This window comes from Streptomyces sp. NPDC040405, from assembly GCF_055595765.1.
The window spans coordinates 133,412-151,682 of the sequence record NZ_JBVIVI010000014.1 but is presented as its reverse complement, the minus strand read 5'-3'; the positions used below and the strand labels follow the sequence as shown (position 1 = coordinate 151,682).

Below are 18,271 nucleotides of genomic sequence, written 5' to 3'. Positions count from 1 at the left end.
CCGTCGGCGCACGTCGGCTGCCTCGCCGGTGGCCGGCCTTCGGCTCGCAGCCACCGCCCGGCGAGCCTGCGTTCCCCGGTGGTCGCTGAGTCGTAGAGTCATGCCAGGCCGCCCTCGGTCGACGCGCCGAACAGCGCCGCGGGAGACGCGCATGGAGTGGTTGGTCTCGCTGACCGGAGCCGGGCTGGTCATGGCCGCGCTGCGGGACCTGTTCCATACACTCTGGCACCCGACTCGCCGGGGAGGCTTGAGCCGCCTGATCATGTCGGCATTATGGAGAGCGTCCCAGCATGTCCCTGCCCGCAAACGGGTGGCAGGGCTCGTCGGACCGCTGGCCATGGTCACCGTGGTCGTGATGTGGGCCTGCACCATCATCCTGGGGTGGGCCATCATCTACTGGCCACACATGCCGGAGGCGTTCTCCTTCGGAAGCGGCCTGAAAGCTGCCCAGCACGCGGACCTGCTGGACGCCCTCTACGTCTCACTCGTCACCATCGCCACCCTCGGGCTCGGGGACATCGTGCCGACCGAGGACTGGCTGCGCATCGTAGCGCCGCTGGAAGCCCTCATCGGCTTCGCACTGCTGACGGCCACGGTCACCTGGGTGCTCGAGATCTACCCGGCACTCGCCCGGAGGAGGGTCCTGGCGATCCGCTTGGCGCTGCTGCGCCAAGCGGACCCTTCGGCCCAACGACTGGATGGCGCTCTGGGAGCCTCGCTGCTGGAGAGTGTGGCAACCGAAGTGGTACGCGTCCGTGTCGACTTCACCCAGTACGCCGAGGCGTACTACTTCCACGACGGTGAAAACCACGCGTCCCTCGCCTCCAGCGTCGGGTACGCCGCTGAGCTCGCCCAGCGCGGGCAGGCGGCAGGTCGCCCCGACGTACGTCTGGCGGCGGGCATGCTCGCCGGTGCGCTGGAGGCCCTTGCCACCGTCCTCGACGAGCAGTTCCTCCACACCGGCGGAACACCGGCGGAGGTCTTCGCCGCGTACGAAGCCGACCACGCCTCAGGTCCCGTTCCCCCGCGGGGGTGAGCCGGTCGACGGTGGTCCGCCGGTCTTCGGGGAGAGCAACGCGGTGGTGGGCGGCACCCCGATCACCCGGCACGGCGCCGGCGGGCGGCCAGGAGACGGCGGGGTGACGGTTCTCCCGGGACTCGGACGACCGTGGCCCTCACTGGAAGGCGGCTTGGATTTCCTGCTCGGTCGCGGTGTGTGAGACCACCAGGAGTTCGTCACCCGGCCGCAGCCTCATCCCGGCGGCCGGGACGGTGGGTCGGCCGTCGCGGACGACGGTGGCGATGACCGAACCGGCGGGGAGACCGATATCGGCGAGGGCACGGCCGACGGCCCGGGACCGGTCGGTGATGGTGGTCTCGATCACGTTGACGCCCGCTTTGCTGAGCCGGAGAAGAGCGACGGTGTCGGTGACCCCGGTGGCTTCTTCGATGAGGGAGATCAGCGGTGTGGCGGCGGGGACGGCCACATCCACGCCCCACCGCCAGTCGAACAGCCAGGCGTTGTCCACGTCGTTGACGCGGGCGGCGACGCGCTCCACCTGGAACTGGCGCTTGGCGAGCAGGCTGATGACGAGATTGTCCTCGTCCCTGCCGGTGGCGGCGATCATCAGATCGGCGGTGAGCGCGCCCGCGTGTTCCAGGAAGGCCGGGTCACAGGCGTCCCCGACCACCAGGCGCACCGGAACACGGCCCCGGAGCTCGGCGATCCGGCCCTCGTCGACATCGACGAGGGTGACCTCGTTCCGTGCGGCGGCGAGCACCTGGGCGATCTGGGCGCCGAGCCGACCGGCGCCGGCGATGAGGGCTTTCACGTACCCAGCTCCTTGTCCAGGAAGGCCCGCAGCCTACCGAGCGCGGTGATGGCGACGGCGAAGGTGACCAGGTCGCCGGATTCCACCGGGGTGTCGTGGGCGGGCACGTGTGAACGGCCGGCCCGGGTGACCTCCACGACGCGGATCTCTCCGCCGACGTCGAACTCGGTCAGGCGCCGCCCCGTGAGGTAGGCCGGAAGCAGGCTGCGGACCAGCAGTGTCTCCCCGTTGCCGAAGGTGATCTCAGGGGTGAGATGGCGGTGCAGCAGCATCCGGTGGATCTCATGCACCGTCCAGCGCACGCTGGCGATGGTGGGGATGCCCAGGTCGCGGTAGATGTCGGCGCTGCGGGGGTCGTAGATGCGGGCCAGGACGAGCGGGACCCGGTAGGTCTCCTTGGCCGTCCGGGCGCTGACGATATTGCTGTTGTCCCCCGACGTGACGGCGACGAACGCGTCGGCGTGCTGGATTCCGGCGGCTTCCAGAACCGCCCGGCTGTATCCGTTGCCTTCGTGGAACTGACCGGGGAAACCGTCGGGCAGCAGCTTTCTGGCCCCGGGCGAGCGATCGATGAGCCGCACATCATGGCCTTCGGCGACGAGGTCGACGGCGAGCCTGGACCCCGCCCGCCCGCACCCCGCGATGATGACTCTCATCGTGCACTTCCCTTCGGATTCCGGGCGACGCGGCGTCGTACCCACCCCTTGCGGGTTTCCTCGGCGCCCAGGAGCAGAGCTCCGAACCCCGCCAGCACCGCCCAGTCAGACGGATCCAACGGAGCGGTGTTGAAGACGGCCTGGAGCGCGGGGAGGTAGCTGATCGCCGCCATCAGCGTGAGGGAGACGCATCCGCCGGCCAGCAGCCACGGGTTGGACAGCAGCCCGATCCGGAACACGCTCTGCTGCTCAGTGCGCACCGCCAGGGCGTTGAAGAACTGGCTGACCACGATTCCGCCCTGGACCATGGTGATCGCCTCCCGGTAGGCCGGGGTGTCCTTGGTGAAGTCCGCGTAAGGAATTCCGGAGGCGTGAATGTGCCAGAAGAACACCGCGCACACGCCGAGTGCCTGAATGCCGCCGAGGAACAGGATGCGGCCCACCACAGCGCCCGAGAACAGCCGCTCCCGCCGGGATCGGGGCGGCCGGTCCATCACATCGGGCTCCGGCGGCTCGGCCCCGAGCGCGAGGGCCGGCAGCACGTCGGAGCCGAGGTCGATCGCCAGGATCTGCACCGCGCTGATCGGGACCAGCGGAAACCCCGCGAAGGTGGCGGCGAGAATCGGGACGAGTTCGGCGAGGTTGTGGCTGAAGAGGTAGATCAGGAACTTACGGATGTTCTGGTAGACCGAGCGGCCGAGTTTCACCGCCGCGGCGATGGAGGCGAACGAATCGTCGAGCAGCACCATCACCGCGGCTTCCCGGGCGACATCGGTACCGGATGCGCCCATCGCGACGCCAATATCCGCGTGTTTGAGGGCGGGGGCGTCGTTGGCGCCGTCCCCGGTGACCGCGACGACCTCGCCGCGTCCCCGAAACGCGGTGACCACCCTCGTTTTGTGCTCGGGGCTCACCCGGCACAACAGCAGCTCACCCGACTCGGCGAGCAGCTTGTCCAGAGCCGGAGCGTCGAGCGCGTCCAGCCCGGCGCCCGTGATGACAGTGGGGGCGGGCCGCCGGACGATGCCCACCCGGCGGGCGACCGCCTCCGCGGTCAGCGGATGGTCCCCCGTGACCATGACGATCCGGACACCGGCCCGCCCGCATGCCTCGACCGCCTCGCGGACCTCCGGGCGCGGCGGGTCGAGCATGCCGACCAGGCCCAGGAGGGAGAGCCTCGATTCGACGTCGTACTGGGCCGGACGGCGATCGGGCACCGGACGCCATGCCACCCCGAGCACCCGCAGCCCTTGCGAGGCAAGTTCGTCGTTCGCGGCCATCACCGCCGCGCGCAGTTCATCCGTCAGTGGCAGCCGTTCGCCTCTCCAGTCGACAGTGTCACAGCGCGCGAGCAGTTCCTGCGGAGCGCCTTTGACAAAAGCGCGGTAGCTGCCCTCCGGGCCAGCGTGCACCGTGCTCATCAACTTGCGGACCGAGTCGAAGGGATACTCCGCCACCCGGGGGGACACGGCCTCCTCCCTCTCCAGGTCGAGGCCCGCCTTCGCCGCCACGACCAGCAACGCCCCCTCGGTGGTGTCGCCCAGGACGCGCCAGCCCTCCCGCCCGGACGGCGGGACCAGCCGCGCGTTGCAGCACAGCGCGGCCGCCCGGAGAACGGCCAGCACCGCCTCGGGGCCGGAGACGGCCCCCACCGGGGCATACCCGACACCGGAGACGGTGTGCGCCACTCCGCCGGCCCACACCTGGACGACGGTCATCTCCGCCCGGGTCAGCGTGCCCGTCTTGTCCGTGCACACCACCGTGGTGGATCCCAGAGTCTCGACGGCCAGCAGCTGTTTGATGAGCGCGTGCCGGCGTGCCATGCGCCGTACTCCGATGGCCAGCGAGACGGACAAGGTGGCGGGCAGCCCCTCGGGGACGAGTGCCACCATCACTCCGAGCGCGAAGATGAACGAGGAGACGAGCCCCTGCCCGGTGGGCAGACGCACCGCGAAGAGCGCCGCCCCGATCGCGAGCGCCGCCCCCGCCACCCGGCGGGCCATCGAGGCAACCTGGCTCTGAAGGGGTGTCCGCTGCCGCGGCGCCGCCGCGGCGAGCCGGAAGATGCGCCCGAACTCCGTTGCCGCACCCGTGGCGAACACCACGGCCTTCGCGGAGCCCGCCACGACATCGGTGCCCATGAAGACGCAGTTGCGGGCCTCGAGCACGGAGCCGGCCGCCACCGGTTCACCCGATCGGCCGACCGGATCGCTCTCCCCGGTCAGGGCGGCGTTGTTCACCATGACCTCGTGTGTCTCCACCAGCCGGCAGTCCGCCGACACCGCGTCCCCGGCCTCCAGTGCCACGACGTCCCCCGGCACCAGATCGCGAGCGGGCACCTCCACCCGCTCTCCGTCGCGCAGGACACGACTGGTGTGCGGCACCATCGCCCGCAGCGACTCGGCCGTGCGCTCCGCCGAGTACTCCTGGCCGAAGCCGATCGCCGCGTTCAGCACCACCACGCCGAGGATCGCCACGGCCAGCTGCAGCGTGCCCACATCATGGGGGCGTTCCAGTCCGTAGGCCAGAAAGGTGATGGCCGACGCGATGAGCAGCACGACCGCGAACAGATCGGTGAACTGCCTGAGGAGCCGCCGCCACACCCCCCGCCGCCGGGCATGCGGCAACTCGTTGGGCCCGAACCGTTCCCGCCTCGCCCGCGCCGCCGACGAAGCGAGCCCCCGCGGCGAGGATTCCAGGGCGGCGAAGACCTCCGCGGTCGGCAGGGTCTGTACCGCCGGGCCGTCCGCACCCGGAACGGCCGCCGGTCCGCGGCCGCCGTCACCGGGCATCAGCACATGGGGGCCGCTGCCCATCGGAAGGCATCGAGACAGGGAGCGGTGGCGGTCATGCGTTCATCCTCGTCTCGGCCGGTGGAAACCGCACCTGGGGCCGGTCCAGGCGGCGCATGCCTCCCGGTCACACAACCCGATCGGGTGTGGCGGGTTCGCCAGGAGCGGGCACGAGTGACCCGCGCCGGGCCGCCGCCTTGGAAGTGGCGACCGGGAAGGTCATCGGCTCCCTGCACCGCCGGCACCGGGCCGTGGAGTTCGAGAAGTTCCTGGCCAGGTTGGACAAGGAGATTCCAGCGGGTCTCGACGTGCACCTGATCCTGGACGACTACGCGACCCACAAGACGCCCGAGATCAAGAAGTGGCTGCTGGCGCACCCGCGCTTCCACCTGCACTTCACGCCCACGAGCTCATCCTGGCCGAACCTGGTCGAGCGGTGGTTCGCCGAACTCACGCAGAAGAAGCTCAAGCGCAGCGTCCACCGCTCCGTCCAGGCTCTCGAACGCGACATCCGGGCATGGCTAGCCGACTGGAACGAGCACTCGCGACCGTTCGTCTGGACGAAGACAGCCGACGAGATCCTCGACAAGATCGCCGCCTACTGACACCGAATCTCTGACTCAGGTCGCTAGATCGCCTCCTGCCGGTCAGCCGAGGCGTGGCGCAGGAACTCCTGCACCAGCGGCTCGTGCGTGTCGGCCCGGGAGACGAGGGACAGTTCGACGATGTCGGCAGGGTCGGTGAGGGGCCGGTAGACGATGGGTCCTTGGATCGAGCGGACGGCCACGTTCGGTACGAGGGTGACACCCAGGCCGCAGGCCACCATCGCAAGCTGGGTCAGGATCGAGTTGGCGATGTGGCGCGCCTCGGGGGTGAATCCGGCTCTGCGGCAGGTCGCCATGAGCTGATCGTGGTAGTCGGGGGACGCCTCGCGGCGAAGCCACGCCCAGGGCTCGTCCGCGAACCGCGCGAGATCGACGGGGTCCGGGGCGTCCCGGGCCAGCGCATGCCCGCTGGGTAGCGCGATCACGAACTGGTCGTGGCGCCAGGGCTGCACGCGCAGCCCGCGCACCGGCGCGCTGGGCCGGATGACGGCAAGGTCGATCTCGTGCCGGGCGACGGCTTCTTGGCCCTGACCGGTGTCGACTTCCGTGAGGTGCAGGTCGACGCGGGGCCGGGCGTGCCGAAAGGCTGCCAGCGTGCCCAGCAGGGGTTCGCTGAGGGCCGAGGTCACCACCCCGATCCGCAGCGTGCCCACCAGTCCGGCCTCGGCCTGGGCCGCCACCTCATGGGCGTGCCAGGCGGCCGCCACCAGCTTGCGGCACTCCTCGGCGAACACCCGGCCGGTCTCGGTGAGCCGGACCCTGCGTTCGTTGCGGTCGAACAGCCGCACGCCCAGTTGGCGTTCCAGCTGAAGGATCGCCTGACTCAGCGGCGGCTGCGACATGCCGAGCTGTTCCGCTGCCCGGCCGAAGTGGAGCGTCTCCGCGACAGCGAGGAAGTAGCGGGCCTGGCGGACCTCGATCATCAGTCGCTCCACATATCAGTAGGAGATGAAATCAGACCTTCAGCATATGAAGCCGCGTTGCTTGACTGAGGGGCATGACAGCTGGAACTTCCTTGTTGGCCCAGTTCGCGGCGTTGGACAGCGCGACCGTGTCCGATGCCCTCGATGCCTGCGGTCTCCCGCCCGGACAGGGCGGGCTGCGTCCGATGTGGGGCACGCCCAGCGTGACCGGGTTCGCGCGGACCGTCGAGCTCGAACCCCTGACCGGGGAGCAGGGCGGCGCCCACATCCTGACCGGCGCGATTGCCGAGGCCGGCCCCCAGGACGTCGTCGTGGTCGCCAACGGCGGCCGCACGGACGTGTCGTCGTGGGGCGGAATCGTCAGCGTCGGCGCCTCGGTGCGCGGCATCCGCTGCGTCGTCACGGACGGCGCCTGCCGGGACGTGAGGCAGGCGCGCGAACTCGGCTTTCCGGTGTTCGCCCGGGCCCAGGTGCCGGTGACCGCGCGCGGCCGGCTGCGGCAGAAGTCGTCCGGTGAGCCCATCCGGCTCGGAGAGGTGACCGTGCGGCAGGGAGATGTGCTGCTCGCGGACGAGGGGGGTGTCGTGGTCGTGCCCCGCGAGCGGGCTACCGAGGTACTGGAGGCCGCCCAGCGGCTCGCCGACCGGGAGGCGGTCATCGAGGCCGAGGTGCGGACCGGCGTACCGCTGTCACAGGCGATGCGAGACGCCCGCCTGGCGGGAACGGAGGCGAAGTGATGAGTGACCTCGTCGTGCGCCTGCGCGCGCTGCCCACCGCCGCGATCTCCGACGCCCTCGACCGAGCCGGGATCGAGGGCGCGTTGCACGGCCTCGCTCCCCTGTCCAACGACTTCCGCGCGGTGGGCCCGGCCTTCACTGTCCGCTACGCGCCCGTCGACGAGTCCAGCGCCGGCACGGTCGGCGACTTCCTCGACGACGTCCCGCCCGGAGCGGTCATCGTCATCGACAACGACGGCCGCACCGATGTCACAGTCTGGGGCGGGATCATGACCGGGGTCGCCGCCCACCGCGGCATCGCCGGTACCGTGATCAACGGCGTCTGCCGCGACGTGTCGGCCTCTCTGACGCAGAACTACCCGCTGTTCAGCCGCGGCCGGTTCATGCGCACGGGCAAGGACCGAGTGCGACTGGTCGCCGTCGGCGAGCCGGTGACCGTCTCCGGCATCGAGGTCCACCCCGGCACCCTGATCTGTGCCGACGCCGACGGCGTGGTCGCCGTGCCCGCCGACGAGGCCCAGCGGGTCACCGAGACCGCTGAACGCATCGAGCGCGTCGAGGCGGACATCGTCGCCGCCGCGCGCGCCGGCAGCCCCCTGCGCGAGGCGCGGGAGAAGTTCGGCTACCACAAGCTGCAGACCAGGAGGCCGGCATGACGGACGCGGCACGCGGACACAGCACGGCGACCCTGTACGAGGCGTCCACCTCGTCCGCCTACGCCTGCGACCCGGCCCTGCGCCCTGCTTGGCCGGGCGCCCGCGTGGCCGGTCCGGCGTTCACCGTGCAAGGCATCGCCGGCGACAACCTCGCCCTGCACCGCGCGGTGGCCGCTGCCCCGGCCGGCAGCGTCCTGGTGGTCGACCTCCAAGCAGCCGCGCACGGCCACTGGGGCGAGATCCTCGCCGTCGCCGCCCAGCAGCGGGGCATCCTCGGTCTGGTCGTGGACGGCGGCGTACGGGACACGGCGGAGCAGGCGGAGCTGGGCTTCCCGGTCTTCGCCCGCCACGTCACCGTGGTCGGCACCGGCAAGGACCACCCCGGCCAGTTCGACGTCCCCGTCCGCGTGGCCGACGTGGTCGTACACCCCGGAGACCTCGTCGTCGGCGACGCGGACGGCGTGGTGGTCGTACCGGCCGAGGCGGTGGCCAAGACCCTCGACCGGTCCGACGCCCGGGTCGCCGCCGAGCAGCGCGCGCTCGAAGCCATCCGCAGCGGTGTGACAACGCTCGAGTACTACGACTTGCCCAGCGACTCCGGGATCTCCGGGCCACGCACCTGAGAGAGGCTTTCTGCTGCTACCGGGCGCGGTGTCGGGCACGCCGCTCCCGGTTTCGGCTTTCGGCCGTGATCCCCGGGGTGCATCGACATGCACACAGCCCCCGGCCGCTCGTAGACGAGATCGGCATACGCCTCTCGCCGAGGACGATGTGTCTGTTGCCGTGATGGCCGTCGCCCCGCAGTGCCCGAGCGCGGGTGTGGAACATGCGAGGGAGAGGATCGGGCTCCGCGACAGATCCACGCACGTCGTCGCCCCGCACTCAGGTGCCTCGTAGGGAGGAACGGGCGCCCCGCGAAAGCGGGTGCCGCCTCAGTCCGACAGGGCCCGGCGATAGACCGCCGGATCGACGTTGCCGCCCGACGCCACGAGCGCCACGGTCCTGCCCCTTACGTCGGCTTTCCCGGACAGCAGCGCCGCCAGGGACGCGGCAGCGCCCGGTTCGACCACGATCTTCAGAAGGCGGTGGGCCACGCCCACCGCGGCCAGGGCCTGCTCGTCGGTGACCGTCAGGCCGGTCACGTCGTAGCCGCTGAGGATGGCCAGAGGGCGCGCGCCGGCCACCGGGCCGGAGATCGCGTCCATCACGCCGCCCGGCGGGCGCGGGTTGGAGCACACCTGGCCGGTCGCGAGGGACCGGGCCATCTTGTCGAAGCCGGCCGGCTCGACTACATGGTTGTCCAGGCTCTCGAACTCGTGGTTGAGGGCGGTGATCACACCGGAGGCAAGTCCGCCGCCGCTGCAGTTCACCAGGATCGTGTCCGGGGTCAGGCCCAGCTCGCGCGCCTGCTCGGCGATCTCCAGCCCGACGGTGCCCTGCCCCGCCATGACCCTGGGGTCGTCGAAGGGCGGGATCAGCGTCATGCCGCGCGTCTGGAGGATCTTCCCCGCGATCTCTTCGCGGTCCTCGGTCGCCGGGTCGTAGAAGACGGTCTCGGCGCCCCACCAGCGGCAGTTGTCGACCTTGGCGCGGGGGGCGGCGCGTGGCATGACGACGACCGCGGGGCAGCCAACGAGCCGCGCCGCGGCGGCCACGCCCTGCCCGTGGTTGCCGGCGGAGTAGGTCACGATCCCACTGCGGCGCGCTTCCTCGTCCAGGCTGAGCAGCGCGTTCAGCGCCCCACGCACCTTGAACGAGCCCGTCAGCTGGAGGCATTCGGCCTTGACCAGGACGCGGCCGCCGATGAGATCGTCCAGCATCGGGGAGTGCAGCAGCGGCGTCCGCACCACGCGGCCGGTCAGGCGCTGCGCGGCCTCGCGGATGGCGTCGATACCGAAGCCGGGCACGGTGTCGTCGGTCATTGCTCCACCTCGAAGAGGGTCTCGATCTCGACCGGCGCGCGGCGCGGCAGGGCCGCTGCCCCGACCGCGGCGCGGACGTGGCGGCCCCGTTCGCCCAGGGCCAGAACGAGTATGTCGGAGGCGCCGTCCATGACGAGCGGTGTGTCGGCGAAGTCGCTGCCGCACCGTACGAACCCGGTCACCTTCAGTACCCGCAGACGGTCGAAGTCGCCGTCGCAGGCGAGGCCGGCGATGGCCAGCGCGTTGAGCGCGCACAGCCCGGCGGCCTGCTGGGCCTCAGGGACGGTGAGGTCGACGCCCACGACCCCTTCGTACTGGAGCACTCCGTCGGTCAGACAAGTCTGTCCGGCCACGAGTATCTGGCGGCCCGACCGGGCGAAGGGGATGTAGTTCCCGTTGGGCTTCGGGGGCTCCGGGAGACGGAGCCCCCGTTCCATGAGACGGGTGTCGATGTCGGACAAGCCGCGTGTCCTTTCGGATGATCAGGGCCGAGGCCCTCGCCTGGGGGGAGACAACCAGCAGCGATTCCGCGCCCTCTGCCCCATCGTGATGGCAGGTGGCACCTCGCGGATGCTGTCGCCGCGCTCACTGCACCAGACGCCCGCCATAGAGGCAAAGTCTGATTCAGACTTTTATCGATATCGAGAGCGTCTTACTGGAGAGCCAGTCCTACATCCCCCCAGGTCAGCCCGGCTTCTCACGAGACCCTCAAAGGTTGGGCCTCCCACGCCTCGCGGACGTCGTCGGCGATCTCCTTCAGCAGCCCGACCAGGACATCGGCCAAGGGCACCAGGCCGGTGTCGGCCGGGGTGACGGCGTAGATCTCGCGTTTCAGACGCGGCTCGACCAGTTCCCTGTGCACGGCGCCGGGTGTGGGCGCGACGGTGAGTCTGGAGAGCATCGTCATCCCGATTCCGGTGCCCACGAGGGATTGGGCCACGTTGTAGTTCGCCGACTCGAAGGCGATGCGCGGAGTGAGTCCCGCCTGTTCGGCCGCTTCGTCGAACTGGCGCCGGGCGTCGTGGCCTGCCGTGATGACGATCCAGGGCTGATCGCCGAGTTGATCCAGACGTAGGCCACGCGGCTCCGGCTGACCGCGGATCACCGGGTGGTCGTCCGGCAGGCACAGGACGATCGGATCGCACAGCAGCCAGTGCGCCTGGAGACCGGGCGGAAGAGCCAATTCAGGACCCCAGCAGGCGACGATCGCCACATCCAGCACACCGGAGGCAACAAGGTCCAAGCCCTGCGCCGATCTGGTCTCGGAGATGGCCAGGTCCGCGTCGGGGTGCTGGTGGCGCAGCGCGGTCAGCGCGGGAGGCAGCAGATGCTCGGTCACAGCCTGGAAGGCACCCACGCGCAGTCGGCGCGACAGCGCACCCAGCAGTGAGGAGACCGTGTCAGCGACACGCTCGCACTGCTCGGCGATGACGTCTCCCGCGTCCGCCAACGCCTCGGCCAGTGGGGTGAGACGGGCACCGCGAGGCCCTCGCACCACCAGCGGCACCTTCCAGTCACGTTCCGCGCGGGCGAGTTGGCCCGTCACCGCGGCCGGACTGATCCCGAGGTCGCGCGCGGCTCCGGCCAAGGAGCCGTGCCGCCGTATGAGAGCCAGCATGACCAGCTGGGCCGGGTCCACCTGCATTAAGCCAGCTTAATGCTGACCGCCACATCCGCGACTTCTCCAGATGCCTGGCACGCCCCACCCTGTTCGGCAACAGACTGCAAGGGAAACAGCGGGCGCCTGCGCCGTACGGCTACCGCTCCGCTCACACCACCGAACAGCCCCCACGGGTGCCACCGGCCACAGCGCGGAAGCTCATGCGACCCACCTCCTCGCGCCCCTTCCGCCGACCAAAGTGCCCCGCCGCCGCGACCCGGCCGGATGAGGCTCCGCCGTCTGTTCCGCCCCGAGCCCGCACGTTCCCTCGCTCCCTACGGAGGCACCGGTATGAGCCCCACCGCCGAGCTCGTCGTCATCGACGGGGTAAACAAACACTTCGGTGAACTGCATGTGCTCAAGGACATCGACCTCACCGTGCACCGGGGCGAGGTCGTCGTCGTGATCGGCCCGTCGGGGTCCGGCAAGTCGACGCTGTGTCGCACCGTCAACCGTTTGGAGACCTTCGACAGCGGCACCGTGCTCATCGACGGCCTGCCCCTGCCCGAGGAGGGCGCGGAGCTGGCCCGATTGCGTGCGGACGTGGGCATGGTCTTCCAGTCCTTCAACCTCTTCGCCCACAAGACCGTGCTGGAGAACGTGATGCTCGGGCCCATGAAGGTTCGCAAGCAGGGCAAGGGCGAGGCCGAGGAACGCGCCCGTACGCTGCTGGACCGTGTCGGGGTCGCGGCCCAGGCCTACAAGTACCCCGCCCAGCTGTCCGGCGGACAGCAGCAACGGGTCGCGATCGCCCGGGCGCTGGCCATGGACCCGAAGGTGATGCTCTTCGACGAGCCCACCTCGGCATTGGACCCAGAGATGGTCAACGAGGTTCTCGAGGTCATGCAGCAACTCGCCCACGACGGCATGACCATGATCGTCGTCACGCATGAGATGGGGTTCGCCCGCCGGGCGGCCGACCGGGTCGTGTTCATGGCTGACGGCAAGATCGCCGAGTCCGACTCCCCCGACGCGTTCTTCCACTCCCCCCGCTCCGCACGAGCGCAGGACTTCCTCTCCAAGATCCTCAGCCACTGATCCTCCTCCCCCCCATGGCCCGGCACACGCACCGCCGCGACACGCTTCCATCGATACCCCGAGGATTTCCATGAACCTCCGCCGCACCCTCCCCGCCGTTGCCGGCGCCGCCGCGCTCTCCCTCGCGCTGACCGCCTGCGGTGGCGGCGATGACAGCAGCGCGCAGACGAAGGTCGCCGACGCGCCCACATTCCCCGCCGACACCACCATGGCGAGGATCGCCAAGGCCGGCGTACTGAAGGCGGGCATCAAGTTCGACCAGCCGGGCTTCGGCATGACCGGCCTGTCCGACAAGCCACAGGGCTTCGACGCCGAGATCGTCAAGATCATCGCGGCGAAGCTCGGGATCAGCCCCGACCGCATCGAGTACGCCGAAGCCCCCTCCGCCGTCCGCGAGGAGATCATCGACAGGAAGGAGGTCGACCTCGTCGCGGCGACCTACACCATCAACGACGAACGCAAAAAGCGGGTCTCCTTCGCCGGCCCCTACTACCAGGCCGGCCAGCGCCTGATGGTGAAAAAGGACAACAAGACCATCACCGGCCCGGACACCCTCACCAAGACGAAGGCCAAGGTGTGCAGCGCCACCGGCTCCACCCCTGCCGAAAACATCAAGCAATACCTGGCCGACAGCGGCCGGCTGGTGCTGTTCGACAACTTCAACAAGTGCGCCGACGCCCTGCGCACAGGCCAGGTGGACGCCGTCACCACGGACGACGTCGTACTCATGGGCCTGGCCGGCCAGTCGAACGGCGCGTTCAAAGTGGTCGGCCCCAGGTTCACCAAAGAGCCCTACGGCGTCGGCATCACCAAGGGCGACACCGCCTTCTGCAAGTTCATCAACGACACTCTTGCCGAGGCCGCCAAGTCCGGCGCCTACCAGAAGGCGTGGCAGGACACCGCCGGAAAGCTCGACAGCGCCCTCCCCGTCCCGCCCCTGCCGTCGCCCGACACCTGTAGCTGACCCGCGCTCACACACCACGAAGGAGGCGTCGCACATGGACGCCATCACCGACAATCTGAGCCTGTTCGGCTCCGGTTTCCTGCGGTCCCTCGGCATTGCGGCGTGGGGCCTGCTCGGCTCACTGACCCTGGGCGTCGTCCTGGCGGCCCTGCGCGTCTCCCCGATCCCCCCGCTGCGCACGTTCGCCGGCGGCTACGTCACGGTCCTGCGGAACACCCCGCTCACCATCGTCCTGTTCCTCATGGCCTTCGGCCTGCCCGAACTCGGCATCAACACCTCGTACTACGCCCTGGCAGTCACCGGGCTGGTGCTCTACAGCGCCGCGTTCGTCTGCGAAGCGGTCCGCTCCGGCATCAACGCCGTCCCCACCGGCCAGGCGGAGGCGGCACGTTCACTCGGACTGACCTTTCGCCAGTCCCTGACCACGGTGGTGCTGCCGCAGGCCCTGCGCACGGTGGTAGCGCCGCTCGGCGGCGTCCTCATCTCCATGTGCAAGAACTCCGCCGTCGTCGGCGCGTTCGGCGTGGGCCGCGACCTGTTCAGCGTCAGCGCCACCCTCACCAGCGCCCGGGGCTACGCCAACTTCCCGATCCTCGTCGGCATCACGTTCGGCTACCTGGCGATGACGCTGCCCGCCGCGCTGTTCCTCCACACCGTCGAGCGAAAGGTGGCGATCCTGCGATGAAGGCCGCACCGAGCGTCCTGTACGACGAGCCCGGCCCGAAGACCCGGCGACGCATCCGCAAGGGCAGCGCCGTCGCCTATGCCCTACTGCTCGCGCTGCTCGCCGCGGTTGTCGTACGCCTGGCCGACGCCGGGCAGTTCACCACCGAGAAGTGGAGCCCCCTCCTCTCGCCGGACGACGAGAACTTCGACGCGCTGTGGAGCGTGCTGGGCAACGGACTGCAGCGCACCCTGGTCGCGGCCGCTGTGGCCATCGTCTTCTCCCTGGCGATCGGCACGGCACTCGGAGTGCTCCGCCTCAGCCTCGGCCGCTTCAGCCGCATCCCGCTGATCGGCGCCATGGAAGTCGTCCGCGGCGTCCCTGTGGTGATCAGCATTTACTTCGCCTCACGCGTCCTGCCCGACCTGGGCCTGACCTTTGTCGAAGCACCCGGTGGCCGCTTCCTGTGGTACCTCGTCATCGGCCTGACCGCCTACAGCTCGGTGATCATCGCCGAGCTCGTCAGGGCGGGTGTCGAGTCACTGCCCCGGGGCCAGCGGGAGGCGGCGCTGGCCATCGGCCTCACCCACGGCCAGACACTACGGATGATCCTGCTTCCCCAGGCATTCCGAGTGATGCTGCCATCCCTCATCAGCCAACTGGTGGTCATCCTCAAGGACACCTCGCTGGCCGCCCTGATCCTCGGCCAGTACCAGGAGCTCCTCCGCGCCTCGAACCTCGCCGCCCAGCAGCTCGACAACCCCATCCCCATGTTCCTGGTGACCGGCGCGATCTACATCACCATCAACTGGCTGCTGTCCAAGCTGGCCCAGTACGCCGAACACCGTGGCGACCGAGTGGGGCGGATTGGCCGCAACCGGCAGCCTGAGGCCGCGCCCGGCAGCACACGGGGTCCGATCGCCGCTGCACAGCCCAAGGACAAGGTGGCCTCCTGACAAAACACAGGATTCGACCCGGCAAGCCACAGCACCAGGGCCGGACGCTGTCGCAACACGCTCACGTAGCTCCCCCACGTGGACGCGGTCTTGACGACCGTCCGGAGACGACGTGCCTTCTCCTCGTCCGTCTCTTCTTGACTGTCGAAGGTCCCTCATAGCCCGGGGTGCAAACGCCGCTATCGTTCCGGCACATGAACATCCCCTGGTCTGCTGTGGCCAGCTTCTCCGCCGCTGCCTTGAGTGCGGTCGCCGCAGTCGGTTCCTGGAAGGCGGCCAAGCGCGCGAACTCCACAGCCGATCCCGTTGCGCGCATCGAGCGGATCGATGGCACGCCGACCTCACGCCTCAGTTAGACATCACCGTCGAGCACGCTGAGGGCGACCGGGCCACGCTCAATGTTCAGCTCGTCGAGCCGACCGCGCTGACGTCAGTGGCCACACGGTGCGCCCGACCGCGATGAAGGTCGGCGGTCAGGCTCATACGATCAATCGTGTCCACCTGTGGCTGCGCCCGAAGCGTCCTCGCCAGGTGACGACGACGGCGTAGTTCAGCCGCGCTACCCATGTCGGGTGAGGGCCACCAGGTGGCTACCGACGCTACCCCCGCGATGACCCCTGCCGTGGAGCCAACCCATGTTGCCCAGTCCCCCAGTTCCACAGTTCGGCACGCTACCGGCTGAGGTGAGGAGACAGAACCTAGTGACGTGAGTCGGAGATTCTCTGGCAGTAGGCGGCGACTTTGTCGAGGATCTCGTCGGCGGTCTTTGTCCAGATGAAGGGTTTGGGGTGTTCGTTCCAGTCGGCGAGCCAGGCTCGGATGTCGCGTTCGAGGGCTTGGACGGAGCGGTGGACACCGCGGCGGAGCTTCTTCGCGGTCAGTTCGCCGAACCATCGTTCCACCAGGTTCAGCCACGATGAGCCGGTGGGCGTGAAGTGCAGGTGGAAGCGGGGATGCGCCAGCAGCCACTTCTTGATGGCGGGCGTCTTGTGGGTCGCGTAGTTGTCCAGGATCAGATGCACGTCGAGGTCTGCGGGTACTTCCTTGTCGAGCTTGGTCAGGAACTTCTTAAACTCGGCGGCCCGGTGCCGGCGGTGCAGTGAACCAATCACTTTGCCGCTGGCCACTTCCAGGGCCGCGAACAGGGTGGTGGTGCCGGCGCGGACGTAGTCGTGGCTGCGACGTTCGGGGACCCCGGGCATCGTCGCAACACCGGCTGCGAACGGTCCAGGGCCTGGATCTGCGACTTCTCGTCCACGCACAGCACCAGCGCCCTCTCCGGCGGGTCGAGGTAAAGGCCGACCACATCGCGAACTTTGTCGATGAACAGCGGGTCCGTGGACAGCTTGAACGTCTGGCAGCGGTGCGGGCCAGGGCGAAGGCCCGCCAGATCCTTGAGATGGCCGACTGGGACCTCCCGGTCGCCGCCGCCATCGACCGGGTCGACCAGTGCGTGGCGTTCGCCGGCTTCTCCTCCAGCGTCTTCACGATGACCCGCTCCACATCGGCATCGGTGATCTTCCGGGGGACACCCGGCCTGGGCTCGTCGGACAGGCCGTCCAGGCCACGGTCGAGGAAGCGCCTTCGCCAGGTGCGGACGGTGTCCGGAGCGACCTTCAGCTGCCTGGAGACCTCCATGATCGGGTGTCCCTCGGCGCACTCCAACACGATCCGGGACCGCAAGGCCAGAGCCTGGGCTGTCGAACGGCGACGCACCCACCCTTCAAGCACAGCCCGCTGGGCATCGGTTACCGGCAACGGCGGGATTTTCGGTCCACGGCGATTCACACCCAAACCCACGACGAACCTCTGACTCAGGTCACTAGCGACATTCCGCACCGCACGGGCCCATGTCCGCGAAGGTGTCTGGAAGTTGGCCGGAGAAGCGGGACCGAACGCTGGCGAGCAGGTGATCGCGTGCCATCGACGGGTGCTCGTGCTGGCCCACTCCGAGAAACAGGGTGCCGCCGCGACCTGGAAGTAGACGTTCGGGCACCACCCGCTGATGGCCTTCGTCGACCACGGCCGAGGCGGCAGCGGGGAGCCAGTCGCCGCCCTGCTGCGGCCCGGTAACGCGGGCAGCAACAGCGCCGTCGCCCACATCACCACCGCCCAACTCGCCCTGGCCCGACTGCCGAAGAAGTACCGGCGTGGGCGTCAGATACTGATCGGGACCGGCTCCGGTGGCGGTACCCACGAGTTCGTGGCCTGGCTGGCCAGACGCGGCCGGTGGCTGTCGTACTCGGTCGGCATGACCATCACCGAGCGGATCCACCACGCTGTCCTGTAGGTTCCCGCCTCGGCCTGGACGGCGGCCACCGAACCCGACGGAGAGATCCGTGACGGCGCCTGGGTCGCCGAACTCGACGGCGACGTGCTCAAGGGCTGGCCGAAGGCATGCGGCTGATCGTCCGCAAAGAACGCCCCTACCCCGGCGCCCAGTTGCGCTTCACCGACGCCGACGGACTGCGGCTGACCTGCTTCGCCACCAACACCACCGGCACGGCGATCGCCGCCCTCGGACTCCGCCACCGCCAGCGGGCGAGAGCAGAGGACCGCATTCGAGGAGCCCGTGCCACCGGCCTGCGCGACCTACCCCTCCACCACAGCGCGCAGAACCAGATCTGGCTGGAGATCGTCCAGCGTGCCCTGGAGCTGCTCGCCTGGATGCGGATGCTCGCCCTGATGGCAAGGCCCGGCTCTGGGAGCCCCGCCGCCGGTGGATCCGCCTGGTCTCCGCCGCCGCCCAGCTCGTCAGCACAGCTCGCCGCCCACACCTGGAATTCGCGACGCACTGGCCGTGGACCAACGTGATCACCAACGCGATCGAACGACTGCAGACCCTCCCGGACCCCGGCTGACCACC

The 18,271-nt window shown here is 69.5% G+C and carries 16 protein-coding genes and 3 pseudogenes; 11 read left to right on the top strand and 8 right to left on the bottom strand.

Annotated features, from left to right (window positions below; translation table 11 throughout):
• Window positions 1-151: 151 nt before the first annotated feature.
• Window positions 152-1,036 (top strand): potassium channel family protein, encoded by an 885-nt coding sequence (locus ACZ59A_RS38505; protein ID WP_470968790.1) that lies wholly within the window; start codon window positions 152-154, stop codon window positions 1,034-1,036.
• A gap of 139 nt (window positions 1,037-1,175) precedes the next feature.
• On the opposite strand, the gene ACZ59A_RS38500 is transcribed toward ACZ59A_RS38505, so the two are convergent.
• Genes ACZ59A_RS38500 through ACZ59A_RS38490 form a run of 3 tightly spaced genes read right to left on the bottom strand, consistent with a single transcriptional unit; the run spans window position 1,176 to window position 5,304 of the window.
• Complete coding sequence (locus tag ACZ59A_RS38500; protein WP_470968788.1) at window positions 1,176-1,832, bottom strand: potassium channel family protein; 657 nt, start codon at window positions 1,830-1,832, stop codon at window positions 1,176-1,178.
• Window positions 1,829-2,488, bottom strand: coding sequence for a potassium channel family protein (locus ACZ59A_RS38495; protein ID WP_470968785.1), 660 nt, complete (start codon window positions 2,486-2,488; stop codon window positions 1,829-1,831). The genes ACZ59A_RS38500 and ACZ59A_RS38495 overlap by 4 nt, the downstream gene beginning before the upstream one ends.
• Window positions 2,485-5,304 carry a cation-translocating P-type ATPase gene (locus ACZ59A_RS38490; RefSeq protein WP_470968782.1) on the bottom strand — a complete coding sequence of 940 codons (2,820 nt, stop codon included), beginning with the start codon at window positions 5,302-5,304 and terminating at the stop codon, window positions 2,485-2,487. The genes ACZ59A_RS38495 and ACZ59A_RS38490 overlap by 4 nt, the downstream gene beginning before the upstream one ends.
• Window positions 5,305-5,471: 167 nt before the next feature.
• Between ACZ59A_RS38490 and ACZ59A_RS38485 the strand changes: the two are divergent.
• Window positions 5,472-5,885 (top strand): annotated as a pseudogene (locus ACZ59A_RS38485) (IS630 family transposase); the annotation flags it as partial.
• Between the two features lie 23 nt (window positions 5,886-5,908).
• On the opposite strand, the gene ACZ59A_RS38480 reads toward ACZ59A_RS38485, so the two are convergent.
• Entirely contained in the window at window positions 5,909-6,808 is a 900-nt protein-coding gene (locus ACZ59A_RS38480) for a LysR family transcriptional regulator (RefSeq protein ID WP_470968780.1), read from the bottom strand.
• Window positions 6,809-6,882: 74 nt separating this feature from the next.
• Here ACZ59A_RS38480 and ACZ59A_RS38475 point away from each other — a divergent pair, with 74 nt between their 5' ends.
• The 3 genes from ACZ59A_RS38475 to ACZ59A_RS38465 are packed head-to-tail and all read left to right on the top strand — an operon-like array spanning window position 6,883 to window position 8,824.
• The gene (locus tag ACZ59A_RS38475; RefSeq protein WP_470968778.1) at window positions 6,883-7,545 is read left to right on the top strand and encodes an RraA family protein; all 663 of its coding nucleotides are present in this window, start codon (window positions 6,883-6,885) and stop codon (window positions 7,543-7,545) included.
• Complete coding sequence (locus ACZ59A_RS38470; RefSeq protein ID WP_470968775.1) at window positions 7,545-8,201, top strand: RraA family protein; 657 nt, start codon at window positions 7,545-7,547, stop codon at window positions 8,199-8,201. Before ACZ59A_RS38475 ends, ACZ59A_RS38470 begins: the two co-directional genes overlap by 1 nt.
• Window positions 8,198-8,824 carry an RraA family protein gene (locus tag ACZ59A_RS38465; protein WP_470968773.1) on the top strand — a complete coding sequence of 209 codons (627 nt, stop codon included), beginning with the start codon at window positions 8,198-8,200 and terminating at the stop codon, window positions 8,822-8,824. Before ACZ59A_RS38470 ends, ACZ59A_RS38465 begins: the two co-directional genes overlap by 4 nt.
• Window positions 8,825-9,133: 309 nt before the next feature.
• Here the strand turns inward: ACZ59A_RS38465 and ACZ59A_RS38460 are convergent, their stop codons facing one another.
• The 3 genes from ACZ59A_RS38460 to ACZ59A_RS38450 all read right to left on the bottom strand — a co-directional run bounded on the left by ACZ59A_RS38460 (window position 9,134) and on the right by ACZ59A_RS38450 (window position 11,768).
• Window positions 9,134-10,123: a threonine ammonia-lyase gene (locus tag ACZ59A_RS38460; protein ID WP_470968770.1), complete on the bottom strand. Its 990-nt coding sequence runs from the start codon at window positions 10,121-10,123 to the stop codon at window positions 9,134-9,136.
• Window positions 10,120-10,584: a RidA family protein gene (locus tag ACZ59A_RS38455; RefSeq protein ID WP_470968767.1), complete on the bottom strand. Its 465-nt coding sequence runs from the start codon at window positions 10,582-10,584 to the stop codon at window positions 10,120-10,122. Before ACZ59A_RS38455 ends, ACZ59A_RS38460 begins: the two co-directional genes overlap by 4 nt.
• Window positions 10,585-10,820: 236 nt before the next feature.
• Window positions 10,821-11,768, bottom strand: a complete 948-nt coding sequence (locus ACZ59A_RS38450; protein ID WP_470968764.1) for a LysR family transcriptional regulator — start codon at window positions 11,766-11,768, stop codon at window positions 10,821-10,823.
• A 306-nt stretch (window positions 11,769-12,074) separates the two neighbouring features.
• Here ACZ59A_RS38450 and ACZ59A_RS38445 point away from each other — a divergent pair, with 306 nt between their 5' ends.
• The 5 genes from ACZ59A_RS38445 (at window position 12,075) to ACZ59A_RS38425 (ending at window position 15,761) form a co-directional block, all read left to right on the top strand.
• Window positions 12,075-12,821, top strand: coding sequence for an amino acid ABC transporter ATP-binding protein (locus ACZ59A_RS38445; RefSeq protein WP_470968761.1), 747 nt, complete (start codon window positions 12,075-12,077; stop codon window positions 12,819-12,821).
• A 70-nt stretch (window positions 12,822-12,891) separates the two neighbouring features.
• On the top strand, window positions 12,892-13,785 hold the full coding sequence (locus tag ACZ59A_RS38440) for a glutamate ABC transporter substrate-binding protein (RefSeq protein ID WP_470968758.1): 894 nt from the start codon (window positions 12,892-12,894) through the stop codon (window positions 13,783-13,785).
• Window positions 13,786-13,819: 34 nt separating this feature from the next.
• Complete coding sequence (locus ACZ59A_RS38435; RefSeq protein WP_470968756.1) at window positions 13,820-14,470, top strand: amino acid ABC transporter permease; 651 nt, start codon at window positions 13,820-13,822, stop codon at window positions 14,468-14,470.
• Window positions 14,467-15,405 (top strand): amino acid ABC transporter permease, encoded by a 939-nt coding sequence (locus ACZ59A_RS38430; protein ID WP_470968753.1) that lies wholly within the window; start codon window positions 14,467-14,469, stop codon window positions 15,403-15,405. Before ACZ59A_RS38435 ends, ACZ59A_RS38430 begins: the two co-directional genes overlap by 4 nt.
• A 194-nt stretch (window positions 15,406-15,599) precedes the next feature.
• Window positions 15,600-15,761 (top strand): hypothetical protein, encoded by a 162-nt coding sequence (locus ACZ59A_RS38425; protein WP_470968750.1) that lies wholly within the window; start codon window positions 15,600-15,602, stop codon window positions 15,759-15,761.
• Between the two features lie 342 nt (window positions 15,762-16,103).
• Here ACZ59A_RS38425 and ACZ59A_RS38420 read toward each other — a convergent pair.
• Window positions 16,104-17,193 (bottom strand): annotated as a pseudogene (locus ACZ59A_RS38420) (IS630 family transposase).
• 28 nt (window positions 17,194-17,221) lie between these two features.
• On the opposite strand from ACZ59A_RS38420, the pseudogene ACZ59A_RS38415 reads away from it, so the two are divergent.
• Window positions 17,222-18,266: pseudogene (locus tag ACZ59A_RS38415) on the top strand (IS1380 family transposase); the annotation flags it as partial.
• Between the last annotated feature and the right edge of the window lie 5 nt (window positions 18,267-18,271).